Source organism: Streptomyces coeruleorubidus (assembly GCF_008705135.1).
In the GTDB taxonomy this organism is placed as follows: Bacteria; Actinomycetota; Actinomycetes; order Streptomycetales; family Streptomycetaceae; genus Streptomyces; species Streptomyces coeruleofuscus.
Map to the genome: position 1 here is coordinate 7,884,497 of NZ_CP023694.1, position 24,227 is coordinate 7,908,723.

At 72.7% G+C, this 24,227-nt stretch carries 21 protein-coding genes, 1 tRNA gene and 1 pseudogene; 16 read left to right on the top strand and 7 right to left on the bottom strand.

Going from position 1 to position 24,227, the window contains the following annotated elements; genetic code table 11:
* Positions 1-7: 7 nt before the first annotated feature.
* A complete protein-coding gene (locus CP976_RS36255) occupies positions 8-1,342 on the bottom strand; it encodes a DUF2254 domain-containing protein (protein ID WP_150484124.1) in 1,335 nt (444 codons plus the stop codon).
* 142 nt (positions 1,343-1,484) lie between these two features.
* On the opposite strand from CP976_RS36255, the gene CP976_RS36260 reads away from it, so the two are divergent.
* Positions 1,485-1,569: transfer RNA gene (locus CP976_RS36260), tRNA-Leu, on the top strand.
* A 91-nt stretch (positions 1,570-1,660) separates the two neighbouring features.
* Here the strand turns inward: CP976_RS36260 and CP976_RS36265 are convergent.
* The gene (locus tag CP976_RS36265) at positions 1,661-3,487 is read right to left on the bottom strand and encodes a sigma-54-dependent Fis family transcriptional regulator (RefSeq protein WP_150484125.1); all 1,827 of its coding nucleotides are present in this window, start codon (positions 3,485-3,487) and stop codon (positions 1,661-1,663) included.
* A 213-nt stretch (positions 3,488-3,700) separates the two neighbouring features.
* Here CP976_RS36265 and CP976_RS36270 point away from each other — a divergent pair, with 213 nt between their 5' ends.
* The 7 genes from CP976_RS36270 to CP976_RS36300 all read left to right on the top strand — a co-directional run bounded on the left by CP976_RS36270 (position 3,701) and on the right by CP976_RS36300 (position 12,904).
* Positions 3,701-5,440 (top strand): FAD-dependent oxidoreductase, encoded by a 1,740-nt coding sequence (locus tag CP976_RS36270; RefSeq protein WP_150484126.1) that lies wholly within the window; start codon positions 3,701-3,703, stop codon positions 5,438-5,440.
* 54 nt (positions 5,441-5,494) lie between these two features.
* The gene (locus CP976_RS36275) at positions 5,495-6,364 is read left to right on the top strand and encodes an intradiol ring-cleavage dioxygenase (protein WP_150484127.1); all 870 of its coding nucleotides are present in this window, start codon (positions 5,495-5,497) and stop codon (positions 6,362-6,364) included.
* Positions 6,361-7,452 (top strand): maleylacetate reductase, encoded by a 1,092-nt coding sequence (locus CP976_RS36280; RefSeq protein ID WP_150484128.1) that lies wholly within the window; start codon positions 6,361-6,363, stop codon positions 7,450-7,452. Before CP976_RS36275 ends, CP976_RS36280 begins: the two co-directional genes overlap by 4 nt.
* 63 nt (positions 7,453-7,515) lie before the next feature.
* Positions 7,516-8,352, top strand: coding sequence for an NmrA family NAD(P)-binding protein (locus CP976_RS36285; protein WP_150484129.1), 837 nt, complete (start codon positions 7,516-7,518; stop codon positions 8,350-8,352).
* A gap of 235 nt (positions 8,353-8,587) precedes the next feature.
* Complete coding sequence (locus CP976_RS36290; protein ID WP_150484130.1) at positions 8,588-9,502, top strand: YceI family protein; 915 nt, start codon at positions 8,588-8,590, stop codon at positions 9,500-9,502.
* Between the two features lie 339 nt (positions 9,503-9,841).
* Positions 9,842-11,884: an elongation factor G gene (gene fusA, locus CP976_RS36295; protein ID WP_190146903.1), complete on the top strand. Its 2,043-nt coding sequence runs from the start codon at positions 9,842-9,844 to the stop codon at positions 11,882-11,884.
* Between the two features lie 147 nt (positions 11,885-12,031).
* A complete protein-coding gene (locus CP976_RS36300; protein WP_150484131.1) occupies positions 12,032-12,904 on the top strand; it encodes an alpha/beta fold hydrolase in 873 nt (290 codons plus the stop codon).
* A 5-nt stretch (positions 12,905-12,909) separates the two neighbouring features.
* Here CP976_RS36300 and CP976_RS36305 read toward each other — a convergent pair whose 3' ends face one another.
* Positions 12,910-13,524 carry an HD domain-containing protein gene (locus CP976_RS36305; RefSeq protein WP_150484132.1) on the bottom strand — a complete coding sequence of 205 codons (615 nt, stop codon included), beginning with the start codon at positions 13,522-13,524 and terminating at the stop codon, positions 12,910-12,912.
* 171 nt (positions 13,525-13,695) lie between these two features.
* Here CP976_RS36305 and CP976_RS36310 point away from each other — a divergent pair, with 171 nt between their 5' ends.
* On the top strand, positions 13,696-14,238 hold the full coding sequence (locus tag CP976_RS36310) for a hypothetical protein (protein ID WP_086842083.1): 543 nt from the start codon (positions 13,696-13,698) through the stop codon (positions 14,236-14,238).
* 13 nt (positions 14,239-14,251) lie between these two features.
* On the opposite strand, the gene CP976_RS36315 is transcribed toward CP976_RS36310, so the two are convergent.
* On the bottom strand, positions 14,252-14,644 hold the full coding sequence (locus CP976_RS36315) for an SCO5389 family protein (RefSeq protein WP_150484133.1): 393 nt from the start codon (positions 14,642-14,644) through the stop codon (positions 14,252-14,254).
* Positions 14,645-14,687: 43 nt separating this feature from the next.
* Entirely contained in the window at positions 14,688-15,650 is a 963-nt protein-coding gene (locus CP976_RS36320; protein WP_150484134.1) for an ATP-binding protein, read from the bottom strand.
* A 167-nt stretch (positions 15,651-15,817) separates the two neighbouring features.
* On the opposite strand from CP976_RS36320, the gene CP976_RS36325 reads away from it, so the two are divergent.
* Positions 15,818-17,317, top strand: coding sequence for an ABC transporter substrate-binding protein (locus tag CP976_RS36325; protein WP_150485652.1), 1,500 nt, complete (start codon positions 15,818-15,820; stop codon positions 17,315-17,317).
* Between the two features lie 30 nt (positions 17,318-17,347).
* On the opposite strand, the gene CP976_RS36330 is transcribed toward CP976_RS36325, so the two are convergent.
* Positions 17,348-17,749, bottom strand: a complete 402-nt coding sequence (locus tag CP976_RS36330; protein ID WP_150484135.1) for a RidA family protein — start codon at positions 17,747-17,749, stop codon at positions 17,348-17,350.
* Positions 17,750-17,861: 112 nt separating this feature from the next.
* Here CP976_RS36330 and CP976_RS36335 point away from each other — a divergent pair, with 112 nt between their 5' ends.
* Positions 17,862-18,242: a winged helix-turn-helix transcriptional regulator gene (locus CP976_RS36335; protein WP_059421625.1), complete on the top strand. Its 381-nt coding sequence runs from the start codon at positions 17,862-17,864 to the stop codon at positions 18,240-18,242.
* Positions 18,243-18,254: 12 nt separating this feature from the next.
* Here CP976_RS36335 and CP976_RS36340 read toward each other — a convergent pair whose 3' ends face one another.
* On the bottom strand, positions 18,255-19,013 hold the full coding sequence (locus CP976_RS36340) for a CDP-alcohol phosphatidyltransferase family protein (protein ID WP_150484136.1): 759 nt from the start codon (positions 19,011-19,013) through the stop codon (positions 18,255-18,257).
* A gap of 108 nt (positions 19,014-19,121) precedes the next feature.
* On the opposite strand from CP976_RS36340, the gene CP976_RS36345 reads away from it, so the two are divergent.
* The 5 genes and pseudogenes from CP976_RS36345 to CP976_RS43985 all read left to right on the top strand — a co-directional run.
* A complete protein-coding gene (locus CP976_RS36345) occupies positions 19,122-20,102 on the top strand; it encodes a zinc-dependent alcohol dehydrogenase (protein WP_150484137.1) in 981 nt (326 codons plus the stop codon).
* A gap of 193 nt (positions 20,103-20,295) precedes the next feature.
* On the top strand, positions 20,296-20,694 hold the full coding sequence (locus tag CP976_RS36350; RefSeq protein WP_010043117.1) for a 6-pyruvoyl trahydropterin synthase family protein: 399 nt from the start codon (positions 20,296-20,298) through the stop codon (positions 20,692-20,694).
* A complete protein-coding gene (locus CP976_RS36355; protein WP_150484138.1) occupies positions 20,691-21,896 on the top strand; it encodes a glycosyltransferase family 4 protein in 1,206 nt (401 codons plus the stop codon). The genes CP976_RS36350 and CP976_RS36355 overlap by 4 nt, the downstream gene beginning before the upstream one ends.
* 71 nt (positions 21,897-21,967) lie before the next feature.
* Positions 21,968-22,939, top strand: coding sequence for a class I SAM-dependent methyltransferase (locus tag CP976_RS36360; protein WP_373304875.1), 972 nt, complete (start codon positions 21,968-21,970; stop codon positions 22,937-22,939).
* 335 nt (positions 22,940-23,274) lie between these two features.
* Positions 23,275-24,147 (top strand): annotated as a pseudogene (locus CP976_RS43985) (lysylphosphatidylglycerol synthase transmembrane domain-containing protein); the annotation flags it as partial.
* Positions 24,148-24,227: the final 80 nt, after the last annotated feature.

A 24,227-nucleotide genomic window follows, 5' to 3' on the forward strand; every position in this document is an offset into this window, starting at 1 on the left:
GCATCGGTCAGCCGATGCCCTGCCGGTCCGGGTGCAGCGCGAACGCGCGGTCTGCGGGGGCCGGCTCAGACCGGTCGACCGCCTGCCGGAGCAGTTCGCGATGGCGGAGCAGCGCCTGCCGCCGTTCCGGCGGCGCGAGCAGGAGCAGGTCGTCCAGTCCGGCCAGCATGCGCCGGCAGACCTGCGGGCTCCCGATGGCGCACATCCGCACCTCGGTGAACCCCAGATCCACCAGCTCGGTCCACCCCGGCACGGGTTGCACCAGCCGCACGGCCCCGCCCCGGTCCCGGTGCAGGGCGGCGTCCAGCGGTCGCCGGCTCAGCGCGGCCAGGAACTGGACGACGCGGTCCAGCGCCTGGACAGCCGTCGTCGGATCGTTGATCGCGGACGACAGGGCGCGCAGCGCGATGTCGGACAACTGCCGCAGCCCGAAGCCGAGATCCTGGTGGTAGGTCCGCTCCACCCCCACCGAGACCGCGTAACGCAGCGCCCTGCGCGGCGGTACCGGTCCGCCGTGGACGGCCAGCACGGGCATCCCGGGCACCACGAAGTCCCCGATCCGCGGGATCAGCCGCAGCACGACCCCGTGCCTGCGAGCCACGCGCACCAGCCGCGCGATGTGCACGTCCCGCAGGACGCCCGCCCGGCCCTCGTGCGGCACCCACGCGGTCGCGGGACCGAGGCGGGCGGCGTCGTCCTGCCCGCCCGTCGACACGGGCATCGAGGCCGCCACCCGGAACGACTCCGTGGCGATCCGCGCGATCACATGGCTGATCCGCATCAGCCGCAGGGTGGTGTTCACGTACAGCACGAAGAGCAACAGGCTCAGCGCGACCATGCAGAGGGTGAGGGCCGACTGCACCAGGGGCACCGTGGTGACGGCACGCGGGTCGTCGACGCTGTCGAAGGAGGCCAGAACCAGCAGGGTCAGCACGAAGGTCGCCAGGAAGACCGCGAAGGTCGCCTTGGTGATCCGGCTCCGGACGAAGATCCGCACCACGCGCGGGGTGAACTGCCCGCTCGCCATCTGCACGGCCACCAGCGAGATGCTGAAGACCACACCGATGAACGTCATCATCGCCGAGCCGACCGCGCTCACCACCGCCTTCGCGTCCTCCGCGAACCGCAGCAGCTCGGCGAGCGTGTCGTAGTCACCCTCGTCCCGGAGCGCTTCGACGATGGCCGTGTCCAGCGCCTGGGCCCCCACCCAGACTACGAAGACGCTCACCATCGCGGCCATGGGGGCGAACCAGAACGTGTCCCGCAGATACTCCCTGAGCGGCGACAGCGGACGGGCGCGACGCCTCGCCGTGGAGCCCTGCGTAACCATCCACTCACTCATGGTGTGACCCTAGGGGCATCGGGGCGCGAGGTCCCGGACCCCCGCCCTGGGGAAGGAAACGCAGGTGAAAGGCACTGCGAAACCTTGGTATGGTTGTCCATGTCGCCGCCGGGCAGAGCCCCGGCAGGGCGGCAGACACCTGGTCCGGGTGGCGGAATGGCAGACGCGCTAGCTTGAGGTGCTAGTGCCCTTTATCGGGCGTGGGGGTTCAAGTCCCCCCTCGGACACTTGCTCCACGAGAGGTGCCGACCAGTTCTGGTCGGCACCTTTTCTGTGTTCCACGTCCCCGATCGTGCAGGGCGCTGCGTGGTGCGGCCCTCAGACTCGGTAGCCCCGCAGTTTGCGGTACAGCGTCGCCCGGCCGATGCCCAGCGCCGCCGCCGCGCGCGCCTTGTTGCCGCCGTGGCGGCGCAGCGCCTCGAGTATCGCGGCGCGCTCGGCATGCTCCATCGGGCTGAGGGGCCGCGCGGCCGGGCCTTCCCGCACGGCGTCCGGCAGCTCCGCCCGGCGGACCGGCCCCGACATCCGACGGTGCTCCGCTAGGGCCCGGACGACATGGGCCAGCTCGGTGACGTTGCCGGGCCACGGGTACCGTTCGAGCGCGCGCAGGGCGTCCAGTGTCCAGGTCAGCGGTGGCTGCCCGGGGGCCGGCCGCGGCGCCAGGGCCGGCAGCAGCTCCCGGATGTCCTCGGTGCGTTCCCGCAGCGGGGGGAGGGGCACCGAGCGGGCGGACAGTTTGTCCAGCAGGCGCTGGAGGCAGGGGCCGACCGGCGCGCCGGGGGTGTAGGTGATCAGCAGCCGGGTGTCCGGGTGCGTGTCGAGCAGGGAGTTGAGGGCGGCCACGCCGGGCTGCGCGAGGCGCTCGGCGTGCCGGAGCAGGAGCGGGCGGCCGGCCGGCCAGGTGGGCAGGGCCCTTTCGAGCCCGGGGTCCTGCGCCGCGTCGGCGATCTCGACGGCCGCCCGTGCCGCCGTGCCGAGCAGTTCCAGAGCCAGGGCGGACTTGCCGGTTCCGCGTTCACCGGTCAGCAGCAACGGCTCTGGTGAGCGGGCCAGTTCGACGGCACGCCCGACGGCATGGCGCCAGGAGACCGACGAGCCGGTCAGCGAACAGGGCGGACGCGGCACGGCCGGGACCGACGGCACGGGTCCGGCGAGCGGCTCCAGGACGGCGACGATCCCGATGACCACGCCGTCCAGTCGTACCGGATCGATCCGCGCGACCGACCCGGCGCCCTCCGGCAGCTCGGGCACCATGGGCGGCTCGGGCACGCCCGTGCCCTCGGGCTGCCCCACCTCACGCACGGCATCCGTCTGCCGCGCGCTCACCGCCGTACGCTCCAGCGCCTCGAGCACCTCGGGCGTCAGCAACTGCTGCGCGGAGTCGCTGATCAGGCGGTTACGACCGTCCAGCGCCACCACGGCCCGGTCGGCCACGGCCCGGTCGGCCGCAGCGTCGTCGGCCACGGCCCGGCCCGATCCCCCCGCCGCCCGCACATACGCGTCCAGCAGCACCCGCTCAGCCCGCCCCGCCCGCGCGCGCAGCTCCGTCTCGACCGCCGCGGCGGCGGCCTCGGCGAGTGCCGCCTGCGGGTGCGGCGAGCGCGCGGTGCCCAGCCGCGACGCGGGGGACGCGACGGTCAGCGTGCCGACGACCCGGCCGCCCTCCGGGGCGAGCACCGGGACACTCACGGCGGACACGTCCTGCCACCGGTCGAGGAAGTGCTCGGGCCCGTGCACCTCGGCCCGGCGCCGCATGCGCAGGGCGAGGGCCGCGCTGTTGTTGCCGACCTCCTGCTCCGACAGGACGGGACACGGATCGAGCCCGGGCAAGCTCCCCGCGGTCCACAGCACGCGCAGCCGCTCGTCGGTCAGGACGAGGAGCGACCGGTCGGCGCCCAGGGCCGGGACGATCCGGTCGAGCACCGGCCGGGCCGCACCGAGCAGCGCCGACTCCACTGGCCGCGGGGGAGCGACGGCCGGCTCCTCCAAGTCGTGCGGCACACCGAAGAACCGCGCCCGCCGCCACGCCGCGACGACCTCCTCCGGAACGCCGCAGGGCAGCGGACGCCCCGACAGGAACCGCTCGCGGGCGAGACGCAGCGAGGGCGGGGCGGTGGCTGCGGGGGAGGAGTTGGTCGTGGTCACGGCACGCACCACCGTAACGGGTTCGGTTGAACGAGCAACAACGGGCCACAACGGACCACAACGGGCGGCAGCTGCCGTCCCCCGCCGACCGGCGCCCCCTCACGGACCCGCCCGGTGTCTCGTAATGAGACACCCGCGACCGGCCGGACCGCTCCATGATCTTGGACACTCGATGTCCGCCCCCCGTGTCCCCCGCCCCGGTAGGAGAGCCCCGTGTCCACCGTCGTCGAGACCGACGTCCTGATCGTGGGCAGCGGCCCCGCCGGAGCCTCGGCCGCGCTCGCCCTGAGCACCTACGGCGTGCCCAACATCGTGGTGACCCGCTACGCGAGCCTCGCCGACACGCCCCGCGCGCACATCACCAACCAGCGCACCATGGAGGTGCTGCGCGACCTCGGCGTGGAACAGGAGGTCGTCGCACAGGCCACCCCGCAGCACCTGATGGGCAACACGACGTTCTGCACCAGCCTGGCGGGCGAGGAACTGGGCCGGGTGCGCTCCTGGGGCAACGACCCGCTCGTGCAGGCGGAACACGAACTCGCCAGCCCCACCCGCATGTGCGACATGCCGCAGCACCTCATGGAACCGGTCCTCGTGAACGCGGCCGTCGCCCGCGGCACCCGGTTGCGCTTCGAGACCGAGTACCTCTCCCACACCCAGAACGCCGACGGCGTCACGGCCACCGTCCGCGACCGGCTGCGCGGGGACACCTACGAGATCCGCGCCGAGTACCTGATCGGCGCCGACGGCGGACGGTCCAAGGTCGCCGCGGACGCCGGGCTGCCGATGGGCGGCCAGATGGGCGTGGCAGGCAGCATCAACATCGTCTTCGAGGCGGACCTGGCCAAGTACACCGCGCACCGCCCCTCCACCCTCTACTGGGTCCTCGCGCCCGGCGCCACGGTCGGCGGCATCGGAGCGGGCCTGGTGCGCTGCGTCCGCCCCTGGACCGAGTGGCTGATCGTGTGGGGCTACGACGTCACCGCGGGCGCCCCCGACCTGACCACCGAGTACGCCGAATCCGTCGTGCGCCAGCTCGTCGGCGACGACGACATCCCCGTCACCATCAAGTCGTCCTCCGCGTGGACCGTCAACGAGATGTACGCGGAGCGCTACGCGAACGGCCGCGTCTTCTGCGCCGGCGACGCCGTGCACCGGCATCCCCCGTCCAACGGCCTCGGCTCCAACACCTCCGTCCAGGACGCCTACAACCTGGCCTGGAAGCTCAAACTCGTCCTCGACGGCACCGCGCACCCCAGGCTGCTCGACAGCTACACCGCCGAACGCGCGCCCATCGGCCGGCAGGTCGTCACCCGCGCCAACCAGTCCATCCGCGAGACCGCCCCGGTCTTCCAGGCCCTCGACGGTCTCTCCCCCCAGACCCCCGAGCAGCTGTGGGCCAACATCGCCGCCCGCAAGGACAGCACCGAGGCCGCCGGGAAGCAGCGCGCCGAACTGCGCGAGGCGATCGCCTTCAAGGCGTACGAGTTCAACGCGCACGGAGTCGACCTCAACCAGCGCTACGCCTCCGGCGCGATCGTCCCGGACGGCACGCCCGACCCCGGCTTCGCCCGCGACCCCGAGCTGCACCACCAGCCGTCCTCCCGCCCCGGCGCCCGGCTCCCGCACGCCTGGATCACCTCGGGCTCCCGCACGCTCTCCACCCTCGACACGGTCGGCCGGGGCCGCTTCACCCTGCTCACCGGCATCGGGGGAGAGGACTGGCTGCGGGCCGCCTCGGCCCAGGACCTCCCGGTCGCCACGGTGGTGATCGGCCCCGGGCAGGAGTACGAGGACCCGTACGGCGACTGGGCGCGCCTGAGGGAGATCTCCGACGACGGCGCTCTGCTCGTGCGCCCCGACGGTTTCGTCGCCTTCCGGCACGCGTCCGCCGCACCGGACGCCGGCGAACTGCTCACGGACGCGTTGCGGACCGTCCTCGGACACGCCTGAGCGAGCAATCATGGAAGCAAGGGCAGCAGTGAACGTCGACGACGAGGAGCCGGGATGACCACCGACGCGACCGGGACCGGCGTCACCGAGCAGGCCCTCGCCAGCCTCCAGGGGGCCGCCGACCCGCGGCTGCGCGAGCTGCTCACCGGCCTCGTCCGCCATCTGCACGACTTCGCGCGCGAGACTCGGCTGACCCAGCAGGAGTGGGAGCGGGCGATCGCCTTTCTCACGGCGACCGGGCAGGCCTGCACCGACACCCGGCAGGAGTTCATCCTGCTGTCGGACGTGCTCGGACTGTCCATGCTCGTGGAGACCGTCCACGGCCACCGCGCGCCCGGTGCCACCGAGTCGACCGTGCTCGGGCCCTTCCACATGACCGAGTCGCCGGTCCGCGCGCTCGGCGACGACATCGACTTGGCAGCCGGCGGTGAGCCGTGCGTGGTCAGCGGCCGGGTGCTGTCCGAGGACGGCACACCGCTGGCCGGCGCCGTCGTCGACGTCTGGCAGGCCGACGACAAGGGCTACTACGACGTCCAGCAGCCCGGTGTGCAGCCCGCGGGCAACGGACGCGGACTGTTCACCGCCGACTCCGAGGGCCGCTTCTGGTTCCGCACCTGCGTCCCGGCGCCGTACCCGATCCCCACCGACGGCCCGGTCGGCGGGCTGCTGCGCGCGACCGGGCGGCACCCCTACCGCCCCGCGCACATCCACTTCATCGCCACGGCCGAGGGACACGCGCCCGTCACCACGCACATCTTCGTGGCCGGCGGCGACTACCTCGACTCCGACGCGGTCTTCGCCGTGAAGGAGAGCCTGGTCCAGGACTTCACGGAGACCGACGACCCGTCCCTGGCGCGGGAGTTCGGCGTGGCGAACCCGTTCCGGCACGCCCGCTTCGATCTCGTCCTGGAGTGTGCCGCATGACGTTCCGGAACGAGTTCTCGTACGAGACCCGGCCCGTGCGGGTCGTGTTCCGGCCCGGCGCGGCCGTCACCGCGACCCCGGGCGAGGCCGCACAGCTGGGCCTGCGGCGGCTGCTCGTGGTGTGCGGCAGCCGGGGCGAAGCCGTCGCCCGGGCGGTCGCGGACGCGCTCGGCGACACCTGCGTGGGAGTGCACGCCGAGGCCCGGATGCACGTACCCGTCGAGGACGCCGACCGGGCCGTCGCGGCGGTACGGGCGGCCGGGGCGGACGGCTGCGTGGCCGTCGGCGGCGGCTCCGCGATCGGACTCGGCAAGGCGATCGCCCTGCGCACCGGACTGCCGCTGATCGCCGTGCCGTCGACCTACTCGGGTTCCGAGATGACCCCCGTGTGGGGCCTGACCGAGCACGGCACCAAGCGCACCGGCCGCGACCCGGTCGTCCAGCCCCGCAGCGTCGTCTACGACCCCCGGCTCACCCTCTCCCTCCCCGTGCCGCTGACCGTGACCAGCGGCGTCAACGCGCTCGCGCACGCCGTCGAGGCGCTGTACGCCCCGGACACCTCGCCGCTGATCTCGGTCATGGCCGAGGAGGGCGTGCGGGCCATGGCCGAGGCACTGCCGCGACTGGCCGCCGACCCGGAGGACCTGGACGCGCGCAGCCGGGCGCTGTACGCGGCGTGGCTGTGCGGCACGTGTCTCGGCGCGACCACGATGGGGCTGCACCACAAGGTGTGCCACGTGCTGGGCGGCACCTTCCAACTGCCGCACGCCGAGACGCACACCGTCGTCCTCCCGTACGTCCTCGCCCACAACGCCCCCGCCGCCCCGCACGCGCTGGCCGTACTGCGACGGGCCCTCGGCGCCGACGACGCGCCCCGCGCCCTGTGGGAGCTGGCCGGCCGCCTCGGTGCACCGCGGTCCCTCGCCGCACTCGGCCTCGCGGAAGGCGACGTGACACCGGCGGCGGACCGGGTCGCGGGCGAGCCGTACGCCAACCCGCGCCCGGTGACGGCGGACGAGGTCCGGGCCGTGCTGCGAGCGGCGTACGAGGGAGGCCCGCCGGAGCCGGCCGAGGGAACCCCCCTCTGACGACGCGTACTTGACGCGCACTTGCGGACAGAAAGTGACCGCAAGGCTCTCTACGGTCGTGCCATGACACAGACGCAGAAGATCCTTGTCACCGGCGCCACCGGAACCGTCGGCCGCCAGGTCGTCGCCGAACTGCTCGCCCGGGGCCACGAGGTCCGCGCGCTCACCCGGGACGCCTCGAAGGCCGCTTTCCCGGCCGGTGTGGAGGTGGTAGAGGGTGACCTGACGCAACCCGACGGTCTGGCCCCGGCGTTGGAGGGGATCACCGGCCTCCACCTGATCACCTTCGGCGGGGCCGCCTTCACCCCGCTGGAGACCGGCCCGCGCATCCTGGAGCTGGCCCGCTCGGCCGGCGTCCGCCGGATCACCGTGCTGCACGGCGGCGGACCCACCCCGCTGGAGGACGCGGTGCGCGCCGGCGACGGTGTGGAGTGGACCGTGCTCATGCCGGTCGAGTTCATGGCCAACGCCCTGGAGTGGGCGGACGGGATCGCGGCCTCGGGTGAGGTGCGGGAACCGTTCGTCTCCCGGTTGAGTGCCATGGTCCACGAGGGCGACATCGGCGCCGTCGCCGCGGTCGCGCTCACGGAGGAGGGGCACGCGGGCCAGGAGTACGTCATCACCGGCCCCGAACTGCTCACCGTCGGCGACAAGGTGGCGACGATCGCCGCCGCCGTCGGCCGCGAGATCGCGCTGGTCGAGCTGACCGAGGAACAGGCCGTCGAGCAGTGGCGGGCGGCGGGCCTCCCCGAGGACGTCGTCGGCTTCCTGCTCGAGGCGTACGGCAACACTCCCGAGGTGGGCCGCACGGTCGCGAGCACCGTCGAGAAGGTCACCGGCCGCCCGGCCCGCACCTTCACCCAGTGGGCGGCGGAACACGCGGACGCGTTCAAGGCGTAGGCGGCACCGGGCGGCCGTCTCCGGGCATCGCAAGCCGTCTCCGGCCGTCTCCGGCTGTCTCCGGCCGCCGCAGGCTGTTTCCGGCCGTCTCCGGCTGTCTCGTAATGAGACACCCGTCCCGGAGGCCGGTCCCGCAAGATCGACAAGGGGGTGTGACCGCAGCATGGTGCGGCCGTCGGCGTGCGCTGAAACCGCCGCTCGTACGGCCGTGCCACCCCGAAGAAAGGTGAACCACATGGCCCTCGCACTGCTCCGGCGCCGGCGACTCAAGGGCGCCTCCGCCCGAGCGGCGGGCCTCGCCCTCCCCCTACCCGCCGGCGCGGGTGCCGTGGCCCGCGAGGTCGTCGACCCGATGGGCTCGCCCCTGGCGGCCGCGGACGTCACCGTCACCGCGCTGGACACCCACCGGGTGGCGGCCCGCGGGACGACCGACCCGTACGGCTACTTCCTCGCCGCGCTGCCGCCCGGCCGGTACAGCCTGCTCATCGCGGCTGAGGGCCTTCAGCCGCACCGCGAGACCATCGAGATCGAGGTGGGCACGTCCACGCCCACCGAGCGGGTCTGGCTGCGTCCGGCCGAGTCCCTCCAGCTGCCGACGCCCGGGACCTGGCTCTTCGACCCGCCGCACACCGCGATCCGGTTCATCGCCAAGCACGTCGGCATGGCCCACGTCCACGGCCGTTTCGAACGCTTCGAGGGCGGGATCCGGATCGCCCCGGACATGACCGACTCCCGGGTGCACGTCCGCATCGACGCCTCCAGCATCACGACCGGCAACACCACCCGCGACAACCACCTGCGGTCCGCCGACTTCCTGGACGTCGAACGCTTCCCGTACATCGACTTCACCAGCGCCCGCTTCGCCTACCGGGGCGGCAGCAAGTGGACGCTGCTGGGCTCCCTCACGATGCACGGCGTCAGCCGCTCGATCTCGCTGGACACCACGTACCTCGGCACGGTGAACGGCGGCTACGGGCAGGAACTGCGCTGCGCGGCCCTGGCGACGGCGGAGCTGCACCGCGAGGACTTCACGCTCAACTGGCGTTCGATGCTGGCCCGGGGCATCGCGGTCGTCGGTCCGACGGTGCAACTGGAGCTGGACGTCCAGGCGATGTACCGGACCCACGACACCCCGACCCCGCCGGAATAATCCCTGGCCCGCTCCCCTCCGCCCTCCCTACACTCACCGAGTACCCGGCGCCGCCCACGACGTGAGCGGCGGCGCACCGACGTGACGAACGAAGGGAGACGGCCATGCGTGACCGCACCGCTGCCACCGTCCCCCTGCCGCGCTACGAGGTGATCCTCGTGTCCTCGTCGCTCCGGTGCCCGCTGCGCGGCGGCACCGGATGACCGGGACGAACGTCTGAGAAGGCCCGCGCACAGCTTGCCGACGTGAAGTCGGCAGGCTGCGCACGCTTGTCGCCACCTCCGCCTCGCCCGGTAATCGCGCTGCCCCTTTCCTGAACCTTTCGAAAGGCCCTGGGCCGTGCGCATCAACCACAACCCGCTCGCCGTCGTCCGCAACCTCGGCATCCTCGCCCACGTCGACGCCGGCAAGACCACCGTCACCGAACGGATCCTGTTCGCCACCGGAACCACGCACAAGCGTGGTGAGGTCCACGACGGCACGACCGTCACCGACTTCGACCCGCAGGAGCGGGACCGGGGCATCACCATCTTCGCCGCGGCGGTGAGCTGCGCCTGGGACGGTCACCGGATCAACCTGATCGACACCCCGGGGCACGTCGACTTCGCCGACGAGGTGGAGCGCGCGTTGCGGGTCCTCGACGGGGCGGTGGCCGTGTTCGACGCGGTGGCCGGGGTGGAACCGCAGAGCGAGTCGGTGTGGCGGCAGGCCGACCGGCACGGCGTACCGAGGATCGCGTTCGTCAACAAGATGGACCGCGCAGGTGCCGACCTGGACGCGGCCGTCGCGTCGATCAGGGATCGGCTGCACCCGGCCCCGCTGGTCGTGCAGTGGCCGATCGGCTCGGAGGACACCTTCACCGGCGTCGTCGACCTCGTACGCATGCGCGCCCTGCGGTGGGCCGAGGGCGACGCCTTCGCGGTGGCACCGGTACCGGACGACCTCCGGGACGAGGCCCTCGCACGCCGCAGGGCGCTGGAGGAGGCCGTGGCGGAACTCCATCCGGGCGCCCTGGAGGAGTTCTGCGACACGGGCACGCTCACCGAGCGGACCCTTTCCGCGGCGCTGCGGGACCTGACCCGGGACGGTGACGGCGTGGTCGTGCTGTGCGGTTCCGCGTACCGCAACCGCGGTGTCGAGCCGCTGCTCGACGCGGTCGTGGCCTATCTGCCGTCACCGCTGGACGTGCCGCCGGTCAGGGGCACGTACGACGGTGACGAACAGGAGCGGCCCGCGGATCCGGCGGCACCACCGGCCGCCCTCGCCTTCAAGGTGCACGCCACCCCGACAGGACGGCTGACCTACCTGCGGATCTACTCCGGAACGATCGAGAAGGGAGACACCCTGTGGGACGCGAGCGCGCGCCGCACCGAGCGGATCGGCCGCATCCTGCGCGTCCGGGCCGACCGGCACGCACCGCTGGACCGGGCGGTCGCCGGGGACATCGTCGCCGTCGTCGGGCTCAAGTCGGCCCGCGCCGGCTCGACTCTGTGCGCGCCGGACGCCCCGCTCATCCTGGAACCGCCGGGCGTTCCCGAGCCGGTGGTCTCGGCCGCGGTCGAGTCCCGCAGGGCAGGCGACACCGACCGTCTGGCGTCCGGGCTGGCCCGGCTGACCGAGGAGGATCCCTCGCTCGTCGTGCGGACCGACCCGGAGACCGGGCAGACCGTACTGTCGGGCATGGGTGAACTGCACCTGGAGGTGGCGGTGGAGAAGCTCCGGCGCGAGCTGGGACTGGAGGTCAACGTCGGCCGCCCCAGGGTCAGTTACCGCGAAACGGTCGCCCGGGGCGTGTCCGGTCTCGTCTACCGGCACGTCAAACAGGACGGCGGAGCGGGCCAGTTCGCCCATGTCGTCCTCGACGTGGAGCCGTACGAGGAGGGCGGGTTCGCCTTCCGGTCGGCCGTCGTCGGCGGGCGCGTGCCGCAGGAGTACGTCCGGGCGGTCGAGGCGGGCTGCCGCGACGCCCTCGCCGAAGGGCCGCTCGGCGGACACCCGGTGACCGGGCTGCGCGTCACGCTGACCGACGGGGCGACCCATGTGAAGGACTCCTCGGACACGGCGTTCCGCACGGCCGGCCGCCTCGGCCTCCGCGAGGCCCTGCGCGCCTGCGCGATGGTCCTGCTGGAGCCGGTCGTCGAGGTCACGGTCACCGTGCCCGAGGACGCGGTGGGCGGCGTGCTCGGCGACCTCGCCGCCCGGCGCGGCCGCGTCACCGGCTCGGCCACCCGCTCGGGCGCGGCGGTCGTCACGGCCACCGTGCCGCTGGCCGAACTCTTCGGCTACGCGACCCGCCTGCGCAGCCGCACCCAGGGCCGCGGCACCTTCACGACCCGGCCCACCGGCTACGCGCCGGCGCCGGTCGCGACGCCGGCGCGGTAGCGGAACGGCGGTCGGCCCCTCCCCGGAAGAGGAGGGGCCGACCCGCTGACGGGTAGGACACCACCGCCACGCCACGCCACTGCGGACGACTGACACCCGGCGGATATCCGATTGCCCCGGCCTCCGCCTCCTGCCACCCTCGCGCCCATGCCCACCTTCACCGCCCCCGACGGCACCACCCTCGCCTACCATGCGACGGGGGACGGCCCGCCTCTGGTCTGCCTCCCGGGTGGCCCGATGCAGGACTCGGTCTACCTGGGAGACCTGGGCGGTCTGACCGCCCACCGCACCCTGATCCGGCTGGATCTCAGGGGCACCGGCAGTTCGGCTGTGCCGACGGACACGGCGTCGTACCGCTGTGACCGGCAGGTCGCCGATGTAGAGGCGCTGCGCGAGGAGCTGGGTCTGGAGCGGCTGGAACTGCTCGCGCACAGCGCCGGTGCCAACCTGGCCGCGCTGTACACGGCCCGCCATCCGGACCGCGTGGGCCGGCTCGCCCTGATCACGCCCAGCGTCTTCGCCGTCGGCCTCGACATCGCCGCCGAGGACCGCCTGGCGGCGGCACGCCTGCGCCGGGACGAACCGTGGTTCGCCCCGGCGTACGCGTCCCTGGAGGCCATCACGGCCGGCCGGGCGACGGCCGCAGACTGGGACGCCGTCGCCCCCTTCTGGTTCGCCCGCTGGGACGACGATGCCCGGGCCTTCCGTGCGGCGGAGCAGCGACAGCGCAACGAGGAAGCCGCCGCTCTCTATGCCTCCGACGGTGCCTTCGACCCCCACGTCACCCGGAGTTCCCTCGCCGCGTTTCCCTCACCGGTCCTCGTCCTCGCCGGGGAGTACGACGTGGCGGGGCCCGCGCGCGTGATGAAGGAGTACGCGGGGCTGTTCCCGGGCGCCGAACTGGTCGTGCAGTACGGGGCCGGGCACTTTCCGTGGAAGGACGATCCGAAGCGGTTCGTGACGGCCCTGGCCGCCTTCCTGGACCAGGCCTCGGTCAGCTCGCCCCAGCCGGCGCCGTGAGTCACCTACGGACCGGCCACCCGCTGGATGCGGCTGCCGCCGCACGGCACCGGCCGGTCGAGGTCCGGGTCGCCGAACTCCGCACGCAGGTCCTGGAAGGCGGTCACCTTGTCCTCGCCGAAGCGGCGGACGTGGGTGGCGTACTCGTCGGGGGAGAGGTACGCCGACGGCCTGGACTTGGTGTGGAACTTGTCCGCGTACATCACCAGCCTTTCCTCCTCGGTGACCGCCAGGTAGTCGGCGGGCGGGAGGGGCAGCCCCTGGCTCACGATGTCGTGCCGCGTGAGTCCCACTCCGGTGTGGTGGGAGCAGAAGCGGCGGAGGGTTTTGGGGAAGCCCTCCGCTTCGAGGATCTCGTGGCCGAGTAGTCCGTGTCGGATGTAATTCTCGTGGTCCAGCCGTCCGTCGTCCCCGTAGAGGCGGTAGACGCCGATGTCGTGAAGGAGGCAGCCGGCGCGGACCAGTTCGGCATCGAGGTGAGCGAGGTGGGGCGCGGAGAGGAGTTGCTCGGCGATTCCCCAGACGATCTCGCAGTGCGTGTGGACGAGCGTGAACGCTTCGGCGGTGGGGGCGTGCTTCTCGTGCAGCGCTTGGATCTCTGCGGGGCTCGGAATCCTCACCGGGGGAGCGTAACAACCGCCGACCCCGCTTGGTCGGCCAGTTCCCACGCCGCCTGTTTCCACGCGATCGGGTGATGCTGCGGGGCAGCGGGCACGGGCTGGCTTCGCGGGCCGTTCGAGCTGGTGACGGGACCTTCTCGTCCATTGTCATCACAGCAGCGGGAGCACACCATGGGCCTGCACTTCCACCGCAACCCCGACGGCACGACGACCGGGCGCAACGAGGCCAACGGCTTCACCGTGACACATGCCGAAGAAGAAGAGGTGAAGCGGCAGTTGTACGAGGACGCCGGGTGGGAGTACACGCCTCCACCGCCTCCGGTTCCGCCCGGGTTCCATCGGTTCTCCTTGGTGCACGACGAGTTCCGGGCCTCCGGGTTCGGGGACGAGAGGTATGCGGGGCTGCGGGCGCGTCCGCCGGAGGGGTGCGTGCCGGCCGACTGGGGGTGCTTCGCCCTGGAGTGCGAGCGGCCGGGGAAGACGCTTATGGACGCGGTCGCCGGTACCGTCGCGGAGGTCCGCCGGCAACACGGGCTGGTGATGAACAGCCTGGGTGTCGAGAAGCCCCAGGAATGGTTCGACGCGGACAACAAGAACGGATACGCGGCGAAGATCGTCGCGCACTTGGTGCTGATGGCCGCCGACCGCGCCCGACTGCTCGGATACGGGCGCAAGGACGTGGTCCGGCTACTCGACGCCACGGGGATCGAGTAGCCGGTGCGGTGGGTCAGCAGTCCCTGAACTCCGGCGACTGGTTCAGGATCTGGGACCGCACGGACGTGAAGCGCGCGTACGTCTCCCCGTCCCGCGACTCCGGGCGGAACGCCGCCACGCGGTGGCAGTTCTGGAAGGCCAGGGTGATGCCGAAGTGGCGTTCCAGGCTGGTGCGGATCGCGTCGCTGGCGAGGGCGCGCAGGAGTTGGCCGCGCTCCTGTTCCGACGGAGGAGGGGTCTGGTTGTCGGTGAAGTCGGCTCGGCCGTCGCGGAGTTCGGTGGCGAGGGAGGCGATCAGGTCGTAGGCGTAGGGGAGGGACGTGCGGACCGTGTCCACGAAGTCCTCCTCGCGGATGTCACCCTGCTCGGCTTCGGCGAGGAGCTTCGGGGAGACGTCGAGAGACATGGGGGAGTGTCGTCCTGTCTGGTTGGCGGTGAGGGCGGAGGAGTCAGGTGTTCAGCGAGGTGCCGCCCGGGACGTAGTCCGGGTCGATCTGGGCGGCCAGGTCCTCGCCCGTGCGGGCGTCCGCCCACGCTCGGGCGTTGCGCAGGTGGAACTCGACGGCGTGGCGGTGGAGCCGGTCCCAGTCGCGGGGGTGGGAGTCGACGGCCTCGCGGAGGATCGTGAGGGCGTGGCGGTTGTGCGGTTCCAGGGAGTCCAGCGCGTCCAGGCCGCCCTCGGCACGGCCCTGTTCGGCCGCGCGGACCCAGGGGGACTGGACCAGGTAGGCCAGGAGGTCGTCGCCTACCTGTTCCTTGAGGAAGAGGAGGTCGTCCTCGCAGGTCACCTTGTTGCCGACGACCGCGATGCGGATACCGAACTGTTCCGCGTGGTCGCGGTACTGGCGGTAGACCGAGACGCCCTTGCGGGTGGGTTCCGCCACCAGGAAGGTGATGTCGAAGCGGGTGAACAGGCCGGAGGCGAAGGCGTCCGCGCCCGCCGTCATGTCGACCACGACGTATTCGCCGGGGCCGTCGGCCAGGTGGCCGAGGTACAGCTCGACCGCGCCCAGCTTGGAGTGGTAGCAGGCCACGCCCAGGTCGGACTCCTCGAACTCGCCCGTGACCATCAGCGGGACGCCGCCCGCCCGGCCGACGTGCCGGGCGTGCAGTTCGTCGTCGCCGAGCGGGCGCAGGAGGCGGGAGCCGCGTCCCGGGGGAGTTGTCTTGATCATCGCCTCGCGGGAGGTGATGCGGGGGTTCGTGCCGCGCAGGAAGTCCTTGATCTCCCCCAGGCGCTCACCCAGGGGAGGGGCGGACTGCTCCTCCTCGCAGAGCGCCTCGGCCAGGTGCTGGTTGATGTCGCCGTCGATGGCGAGGACCGGGGCGCCGGAGCGCGCCAGGTGGCGGGAGAAGAGGGCCGACAGCGTGGTCTTGCCGCTGCCGCCCTTGCCGACGAACGCGACCCTCACGACCGCTCCACCGTTTTGAAAATGAATGTCATGTGGTTAGGTTTAGGGAGTGATCGTCGCCGCTGTCAAATCGCTTGCTCCGTACGTGATTTGCGTGGCGTCCGGGTGGCGCACCCCCGGCCGGCCGGCACTTCGACCTTGATGCATATGCTGTGCAAGTGCGTGAAGTGAGCATCAAGAGTTCGTTCCGGTTCCTCGCCGCCCTCGTCCTCGTCCCGGGCCTGGCGGGCTGCTTCGCCTCTCCCGGCGGGGAGTCGTCGTCGGACGGCGGGCCGTCGGGCTCGCGGCTGCGTGTCGCCCTCGCCTTCCCGCCCGCGGAGAACTTCTCGCCGTACGGCTCCGACGCCACGCTCCTCAGCCGGCTCGGGGTCACCGAGGGGCTGACCGCCCTGGACGCCAACGGTGCCGCGGCCCCCGCGCTCGCCGAGTCCTGGCGCCGCGAGAGCGACCGCACCTGGCGGTTCACCCTGCGCGAGGCCACCTTCCAGGACGGCACGGACGTCACCCCGTCCGCCGTGGCCGACGCGCTCACCCGCGCCACGAAGGCGAAGCCCGTCCCCGCCGCCCTCGCCGGCGTCGGCCTCGACGCCGAGGCCGACGGCAGCCGCGGCATCCGTGTCACCACCGCAGCCGCCGACCCCGTCCTGCCCATGCGCCTGTCCAGCCCGAGCCTGGCGATCCTCTCCCCGAAGGCGTACGAGAAGAAGGGCACCCCCACGCCCGTCGGCACCGCCACCGGGCCCTTCGAGATCACGGAGGTCAACAGCTCCGGCTCCGCCACGCTCGACCGCTTCGACGACTACTGGGGCGGACGCGCCCACGCCTCGGGCATCGACGCGCGCTTCGTCAAGGACGGCACCGCGCGCGCCAACGCGGTGCGCACCGGCGACGTCGACATCGCCGAGGCGATCCCCGTCGCCCAGGCCGCCACCCTCGACAAGGCGACTCTCAAGGAAGCCGGCACCACCCGGACGACCAGCCTCCAGCTCAACACCAGGCGCGGTCCCTTCAAGGACCCGAAGCTGCGCGCCGCCGCGCGCGCGGCGGTCGACTCCTCCGTCATCGTCAGGGGCGTCTTCGAGGGATACGCCGACCCGGGCGCGGGCATCTACGGTCCCGCCGTCACCTGGGCCGAGAGCAAGCGCGAGAAGCCGTCGGGACGCGCGGACGCCGCCCGGCCCGACGGCACGCGGATCACCCTCGCCACCTACGACAACCGGCCCGAACTGCCCGAGGTCGCCCAGGTCGTGCAACAGCAGCTCGAAAAGGCCGGCTTCACGGTGAACCTGGAGGTGCGCGAGTACTCCCGGCTGGAGAGCGATGCGCTGGCCGGGAAGTTCGACGCGTTCATCGGTGCCCGCAACAGCCTGCTGGACACCGGCGACCCCGTCGGCATCCTCGCCGGTGACTACACCTGCGACGGCGGCTACAACCTGGCCCTGCTGTGCGACAAGGACGTCGACCGGGCCGTCGAGAAGGCTGACGGAACCGACGGTACGGGCGAGCGGCAGGACGCGGCCATGGCCGCCGAGGCAGCGATCCTCGGCACGGACGCGGTCGTGCCGCTGGCCCATCAGCAGATCATCGCCGGTGTCTCCACCAAGGTCAGGGGCGTCGTCCTCGACCCGTACGAGCGGGCCCTGGTGGGCACCGGGACGCGCCGCTGACCGGCTCCCGCCAGGGGCCGCCGCCCCGGATCACGCCGGCAGCTTCGTGTCGATCACGCAGCTGATCTCTACCGCCTGCCCGGGGAAGGTGAGTTCGGTGACGCCCAGGGCCGTGCTGACCGGGCGGTGGGTACCGAAGTACGCGCGGTTGCCCTGCGCGATCACGTCGGCGTTCTTCACCAGGTCCACCACGTACAGCGTCTGCGAGACGATCTGGTTGCGTGTGACGCCGTAGTGGGCCAGCACCTTGTCGATGTTGCGGTAGGTCCCCTCCAGCTGAGCGGCGATGTCGTCCTCCGGGCGGAAGCCGCCCGCCTCGTCGAACGAGAGCTGTCCGGAGACATGGATCAGATCGCCGGACCTGATCGCCTGCGCGTAACCGAAGTGGGTCTCGGCCGGTATGGCGTGGTCGTAGACATCGATCGTGGTCATGGTGCCCGTCCTTCCGTCGAGCGCGCACCGCGCTCTCTTGTGGTTACTCGGAAACCGTAGGAGAGTGAGGACCGACCTGGAAGAACGCACTTTTCAGTGACTGGGGAACCAGATGGTGACCAAGCAGTTGAGGGACCTGCCGGAGAACGCGGACCTGCGGCGGGCCGACTCCCTGGCGCGGGAGATCTTCTCGGACGTGGCCAACAAGTGGGCGCTGCTCATCATCGAGGCCCTCGGTGAACGCACCCTGCGCTTCAGTGAGTTGCGCGACGAGGTCGAGGGCGTCAGCCACAAGATGCTCACGCAGAACCTGCGGATGCTGGAGCGCAACGGCCTGGTCGACCGGAAGGTGCATCCCACCGTGCCGCCGAAGGTCGAGTACACCCTCACCGAACCGGGCCGGGCCCTGCGCGCCACGGTCGACCTGATCTGCGGCTGGACCCATGAGTACCTCGGGCACATCGAGTCGGCGCGCGACCGGTTCGACGCCTGACCGGCCGGGGCGTCAGCTCGCGACCAGTTCCCGCACCTGCCGCCGGGCCGGGGCCTTCTCGACCCGCGAGGTCCGGTACAGCCACAGCACATCACGTCCGAACGACCAGACCAGCAGGCCCAGAGCCAGGGCAGCGACCCCGAAGTTGGCGGCGTACGGCAGCAGATCGGCACCCGCCAGCAGCAGAAGCACGCCCTGGAGCGCCGCGACCGTCTTGCGGGCCGTGCTCGGCGGGAGTGCGGCGGTCAGCCAGGGCCAGACGCGGGCGGCGCCGACGAAGACGTACCGCATCCCGCCGATCAGCAGCACCCACAGGCCCAGTTGCATCGACACGTACACGCTCAGCACCAGGATCAGGAACGCGTCGACCTCCATGTCGAAGCGCGCGCCCAGCGGGGTCGAGGTGCCGGTGCGGCGGGCCACCTTGCCGTCGACACCGTCGAGGATCAGGGCCACCGCCGTCAGACCGACGAACAGCGACACGGGCGGCGAGCTCTGGAAGGAGTCCGCGACCAGCGCGGTGACCCCGCCGACGAGGGTGGCCCGGCCGAGGGTGACCCGGTTCGCCGCGCCGAACGAGCGCAGCCGGGAACGGTGCAGGGCCCGGGAGAGCACCGCCCAGGTGGCGATCGCGAACGCGAGGCCCGTCAGCCAGCCCGCCGGCCCCATCCCGATCGCCGTTCCGATCAGGGCCAGCAGCAGGATCTGCACTCCCGCCCCCAGGGCGGTCTCCTGCTGGAGCCTCGCGTCGTAAGTGTTGTTCAGGGCCACCGAACACCCTCCGGCCGTGTGACAGAGTCGATCAACGCCGCTACCTTGTGCGCGGCCTGTGCACCCCTCGGTACGCAAGCAGCTTCCCGATCGTTCAGGAGGACTTCGATGAAGCACACCGGACGTGCGTTCTGGATCGACTCGCCTGGGCGGGGTGGAATCCGGGACGTCGCCCTGCCGGAGCCCGGCGAGGGCGAAGTGCTGGTCCGCACGCTGTACTCCGGCGTCAGCCGCGGCACGGAGACGCTGGTCTTCCGCGGCGGTGTGCCCGCCAGCCAGCACACGGCCATGCGGGCGCCGTTCCAGGAAGGCGACTTCCCGGGCCCGGTGAAGTACGGCTACCTCAACGTCGGCGTGGTGGAGGAGGGGCCCGAGGCGCTCGCCGGACGTACGGTGTTCTGCCTCTACCCGCACCAGACCCGGTACGTCGTCCCGGTGAGCGCCGTCACACCCGTACCCGGCACCGTCCCGGCCGAACGGGCCGTGCTCGCGGGGACCGTGGAGACCGCCGTCAACGCCCTGTGGGACGCCGCGCCCCTGGTCGGAGACCGGATCGCCGTGGTCGGCGGGGGCATGGTCGGCTGCTCGGTGGCCGCCCTGCTCGCCCGGTTCCCCGGTGTGCGCGTCCAGTTGGTCGACGCCGACCCGGGCCGGGCCGGCATCGCCAAGGCCCTGGGTGTCGGCTTCGCGTCCCCCGAGGACGCCCTCGGCGAGTGCGACCTGGTCGTCCACGCCAGCGCCACCGAGCAGGGCCTGGCCCGGTCCCTGGAACTCCTCACCGCCGAAGGGACCGTGCTCGAACTGAGCTGGTACGGCGACCGGCAGGTGAGCCTGCCGCTCGGCGAGGCCTTCCACTCCCGGCGGCTCGTCATCCGCTCCAGCCAGGTCGGCACCGTCTCCCCGGCCCGCCCGAACCGCACCTACGCCGACCGGCTCGCGCTCGCCCTCGACCTGCTCGCCGACCCGGCCCTCGACGCCCTCGTCACCGGCGAATCCGCCTTCGAGGACCTGCCGGACGTGCTGCCGAAGCTCGCCTCCGGCGAGATCCCCGCGCTGTGTCACCGGGTCCGCTACGGCGAGAGCGATTGACGCATCGACTGACGAATCGTTCCATCCGGTACGGCTTCCGTACGACTTCAGTGCCGGGTGGATACGGCGAAAGCGCCTGACCTGAGAAAAGACGTACCGGAGACTGAACAGGGGAAGGCAAGGAGCCGTAATACACGGCATCCCCGGCAGCCATGGCGGGGGAGCAGACGCGCCGCACCTGGAGGGTCGTCCGTTGTTCAGCATCACCGTCCGCGATCACATCATGATCGCCCACAGCTTCCGCGGCGAGGTCTTCGGACCGGCGCAGCGCCTGCACGGGGCCACGTTCCTCGTGGACGCCACGTTCCGGCGCGAGCAGCTGGACGAGGACAACATCGTCGTCGACATCGGGCTGGCGACCCAGGAACTCGGGGCGGTGGTCAGCGAGCTGAACTACCGCAACCTCGACAACGAGCCCGACTTCGCCGGTGTCAACACCTCTACGGAGTTCCTCGCCAAGGTCATCGCCGACCGGCTCGCCGAGCGCATCCACAAGGGCGCGCTGGGCGAAGGCGCCAAGGGCATCGCGGGCCTGACCGTCACCCTGCATGAATCACACATCGCGTGGGCGAGTTACGAGCGTGCGCTGTGACCGACACGACGATCGAACGGCCCGGGCAGAGCGGACCGGTACCCGCACGGCTGAATTACGTTCCCGTGCAGCACGCCACCCTGAAGAACGCCGAGATCATCCCCATGTCCCTGCGCACCGTGCACTTCGTGCTGCCGGGCGGCGTCGACGACCCGGCCGCGCCCAGCGGCGGCAACGCCTACGACCGGCGCGTGTGCCTGGACCTGCCCGGCTTCGGCTGGCAGGTGACCAAGCACGCCGTGGCCGGTGACTGGCCCCGGCCGGGGGCGGCGGCCCGTACGGAACTCGCCCGCGCCCTGAGCGGCTTGCCCGACGGTGCCGTCGTCCTGCTCGACGGGCTGGTCGCCTGCGGCGTCCCGGAAATCGTCGTGCCGGAGGCGGATCGACTGCGCATGGCCGTCCTCGTCCACCTCCCGCTCGGCGACGAGACCGGGCTCGACCCGGCCGTGGCCGCCGAACTCGACGCCAAGGAACGGGCGGTGCTGCGGGCGGTGCCGGCGGTGATCGCCACCAGCGACTGGGCGGTCCGCCGGCTGGTCGCCCACCACGGCCTTCCCCCGGAGCGGGTGCACGTCGCGGCGCCCGGCGCCGACATCGCGCCGCTCGCGCCCGGCACCGACGGCGTCTCACGACTCCTGTGCGTGGCCGCCGTGACCCCGCGCAAGGGACAGCACCGGCTGGTGGAGGCACTGGCCACGGTGACCGACCTGCCGTGGAGCTGCGTCTTCGTCGGCAGTCTCACCCAGGACCCGGAGTACGTCGCCCATCTGCGATCCCTCATAGCCGAGCACGGCCTCCAGGACCGGCTGGAGCTGGCGGGTGCGCAGTCCGGCGCCGCGCTCGACGCCAGTTACGCCACCGCCGACCTGATGGTCCTCACCTCCTACGCCGAGACGTACGGCATGGCCGTGACCGAGGCACTGGCGCGCGGCATCCCGGTCATGGCCACGGACGTCGGCGGGCTCCCCGAGGCGGTCGGCCGCGCTCCCGACGGCGGTGTGCCCGGCATCCTCGTCCCGCCGGAGAACTCCGCCGCCATCGCCGCCGAACTGCGCTGCTGGTTCGGTGAAGCGGACGTACGCCGTCGCCTCAAGGCCGCCGCCCGCAGCCGCCGCGCCGCCCTCGGCGGCTGGGCGGCGACCGCACAGAGCCTGGCGGCGGTACTGCGCCGGCTCCCGAACGACCCCCGGAGGGCCGCATGACGAACCCGGTGACGACCCAGCAGAGCGGGACGATACCGGCCCAGCCCGGGCCGAGGGAGGCTGCCGAGTCGATGGACGGATTGATTCCGGGCGGGAGTCCCGGGGCGTGGCGGGCCGCGGAGTCCGCGGACGCCGTCATCCCGGGCGCGGGCCCCTCCGGCACACCCGGCGCGCGGCCCACCGTGAAGCTGCGTGAGGCCGATCCCGAGGATCCGCCCCGTTACGCGCCCGAGTGGCTGGAGCTGCGGGAGCCGGCCGACGCCGCCGCGCGGGCGCACGATCTGCTCGACCCGTTGCGCATCCGGCTCGCCAACCTGCCGGGCAAGCCGGGCGGTGTCGTCATCCACGACCTCGGGTGCGGTACCGGCTCGATGGGCCGCTGGCTCGCCCCTTGTCTGGACGGCGCGCAGCATTGGGTCCTGCACGACCGCGACCCCTATCTGCTGCACTTCGCCGCCGTCGCCTCCCCGCGCACCGCCGCCGACGGCAGCCGGGTCACCGTGGAGACGCGGCGCGGTGACGTCGCCCGCCTCACCGCGGACGCCCTGCGCGGCGCCTCCCTGGTGACGGCGTCCGCCCTGCTGGACGTCCTCACCCGCGAGGAGATCGAGACCCTCGCCGCCGCCTGCGCCGGAGCCGGCTGCCCCGCCCTGCTGACGCTGTCCGTCGCCGGCCGCGTGGAGCTGACGCCGTCCCATCCGCTGGACTCGGAGATCGCCCAGGCGTTCAACGATCATCAGCGGCGCGACGGTCTGCTCGGTCCCGACGCGGTGACGGCGGCGGCCGAGGCGTTCTCCGAGCACGGCGCGACGGTACGGCTGCATCCGAGCCCGTGGCGGCTCGGCCCCGAGCAGGCCGCGCTCACCGAGCAGTGGCTGCGCGGCTGGGTCGGCGCCGCCGTCGAGCAGCGCCCCGACCTGCGCGCCCGTGCCGACGCCTACCTGGCCGAACGCCTGGCCGACTGCGCCGCCGGCCGGTTGCGCGTCACCGTCCACCACACCGACCTCCTGGCCCTGTGCCGCCCGGAGGGCGGAGCGTCATGAGTCCGAGGGCGGGGACGGACGTCGCGCCTCGGGGCGCGGTGGCGGAGGCGCGTGTGCGGGTGAAGCCCGCTGACGCCGCCCGGCTGCCGGAGAGCGCCGAGACCGCCGACGGGGGCCGGCTCGACGGAACCGGAGTTCCGGCGCCGTCCTCGGCCGCGGCCGAGCCGTCGGTGACCGGCAGCGGCCGGCGTTCGCCCGCCGGGACCGGGGTCGCCGTCGCGCCCCTGGCCGATCCGGAGGTGCCGTGCCCGGTCGCCGACGACACGGGCGTGCGCCGACCCGGCGAGCCGGCCCTCTCCGCACACCCCGTCGCCGACGCCGGGACCCCGACGCCCATGACCGGCCCGGCGCCCTCCCGGCCCGGCCCCGTCCGCTCCGCCCTCGCCCGGCTCGGCTCCCGCAAGGTCCGTACCCACCTCGGCACCTTCGCCGGAGTCGTCATCCTCGGGGTGCTGCTGTGGCGGCTGGGCACCGGGGTCTTCCTGGACGGGCTGCGCCGCATCGACGCGACGACCCTGGTGCTGGCGCTCGGGATCGGGCTCGTCACCACCGTGTTCAGCGCGTGGCGATGGGCGCTCGTGGCCCGGAGCCTGAGGATCCGGCTGCCGTTCGGGCCGGCCGTCGCCGACTACTACCGGGCGCTGTTCCTGAACGCGGCGCTGCCCGGCGGTGTGCTCGGCGACGTGCACCGGGCGGTGCGGCACGGGCAGAGCGAGGGGGACGTGCGGCGGGGCGTGAAGGCCGTCGTCCTCGAACGGGCCGCCGGGCAGATCGCGTTGTTCGCCCTCGGGGCCGTGGTCCTGCTGACCATGCCGTCCCCGGTGCTGGCCCAGGCCCGGCACATCGCCCCGCTCGCGGTCCTGGCCGCACTCGGGGCACTCGCCGTCGTCCTCGCCCTGCGCATGAACCGCCCGGCACCCTCCCGCCGGGGCCGGGCGCTGCGCGCCATGCTCACCGAGGCACGCGAGGGGCTGCTGTCCCGCCGCAACGGGCCCGGAGTCGTCGTCTCCTCGGTGGTCGTCCTGGCGGGTTACGTCGCCATGTTCGTCCTCGCCGCCCGCGTCGCCGGAGCCGCCGCCTCGGTGGCCGTACTGGTGCCGCTCGCCGTACTCGCGCTGCTGGCCATGGGCCTGCCGCTGAACGTCGGCGGCTGGGGACCGAGGGAAGGCGTCACCGCCTGGGCGTTCGGCGCCGCGGGCCTGGGCGCCGGCCGGGGACTCGCCGTCGCGGTCGTCTACGGGGTGCTGAGCCTCGTGGCGAGCCTGCCCGGCCTGGTCGTGCTCGTCGC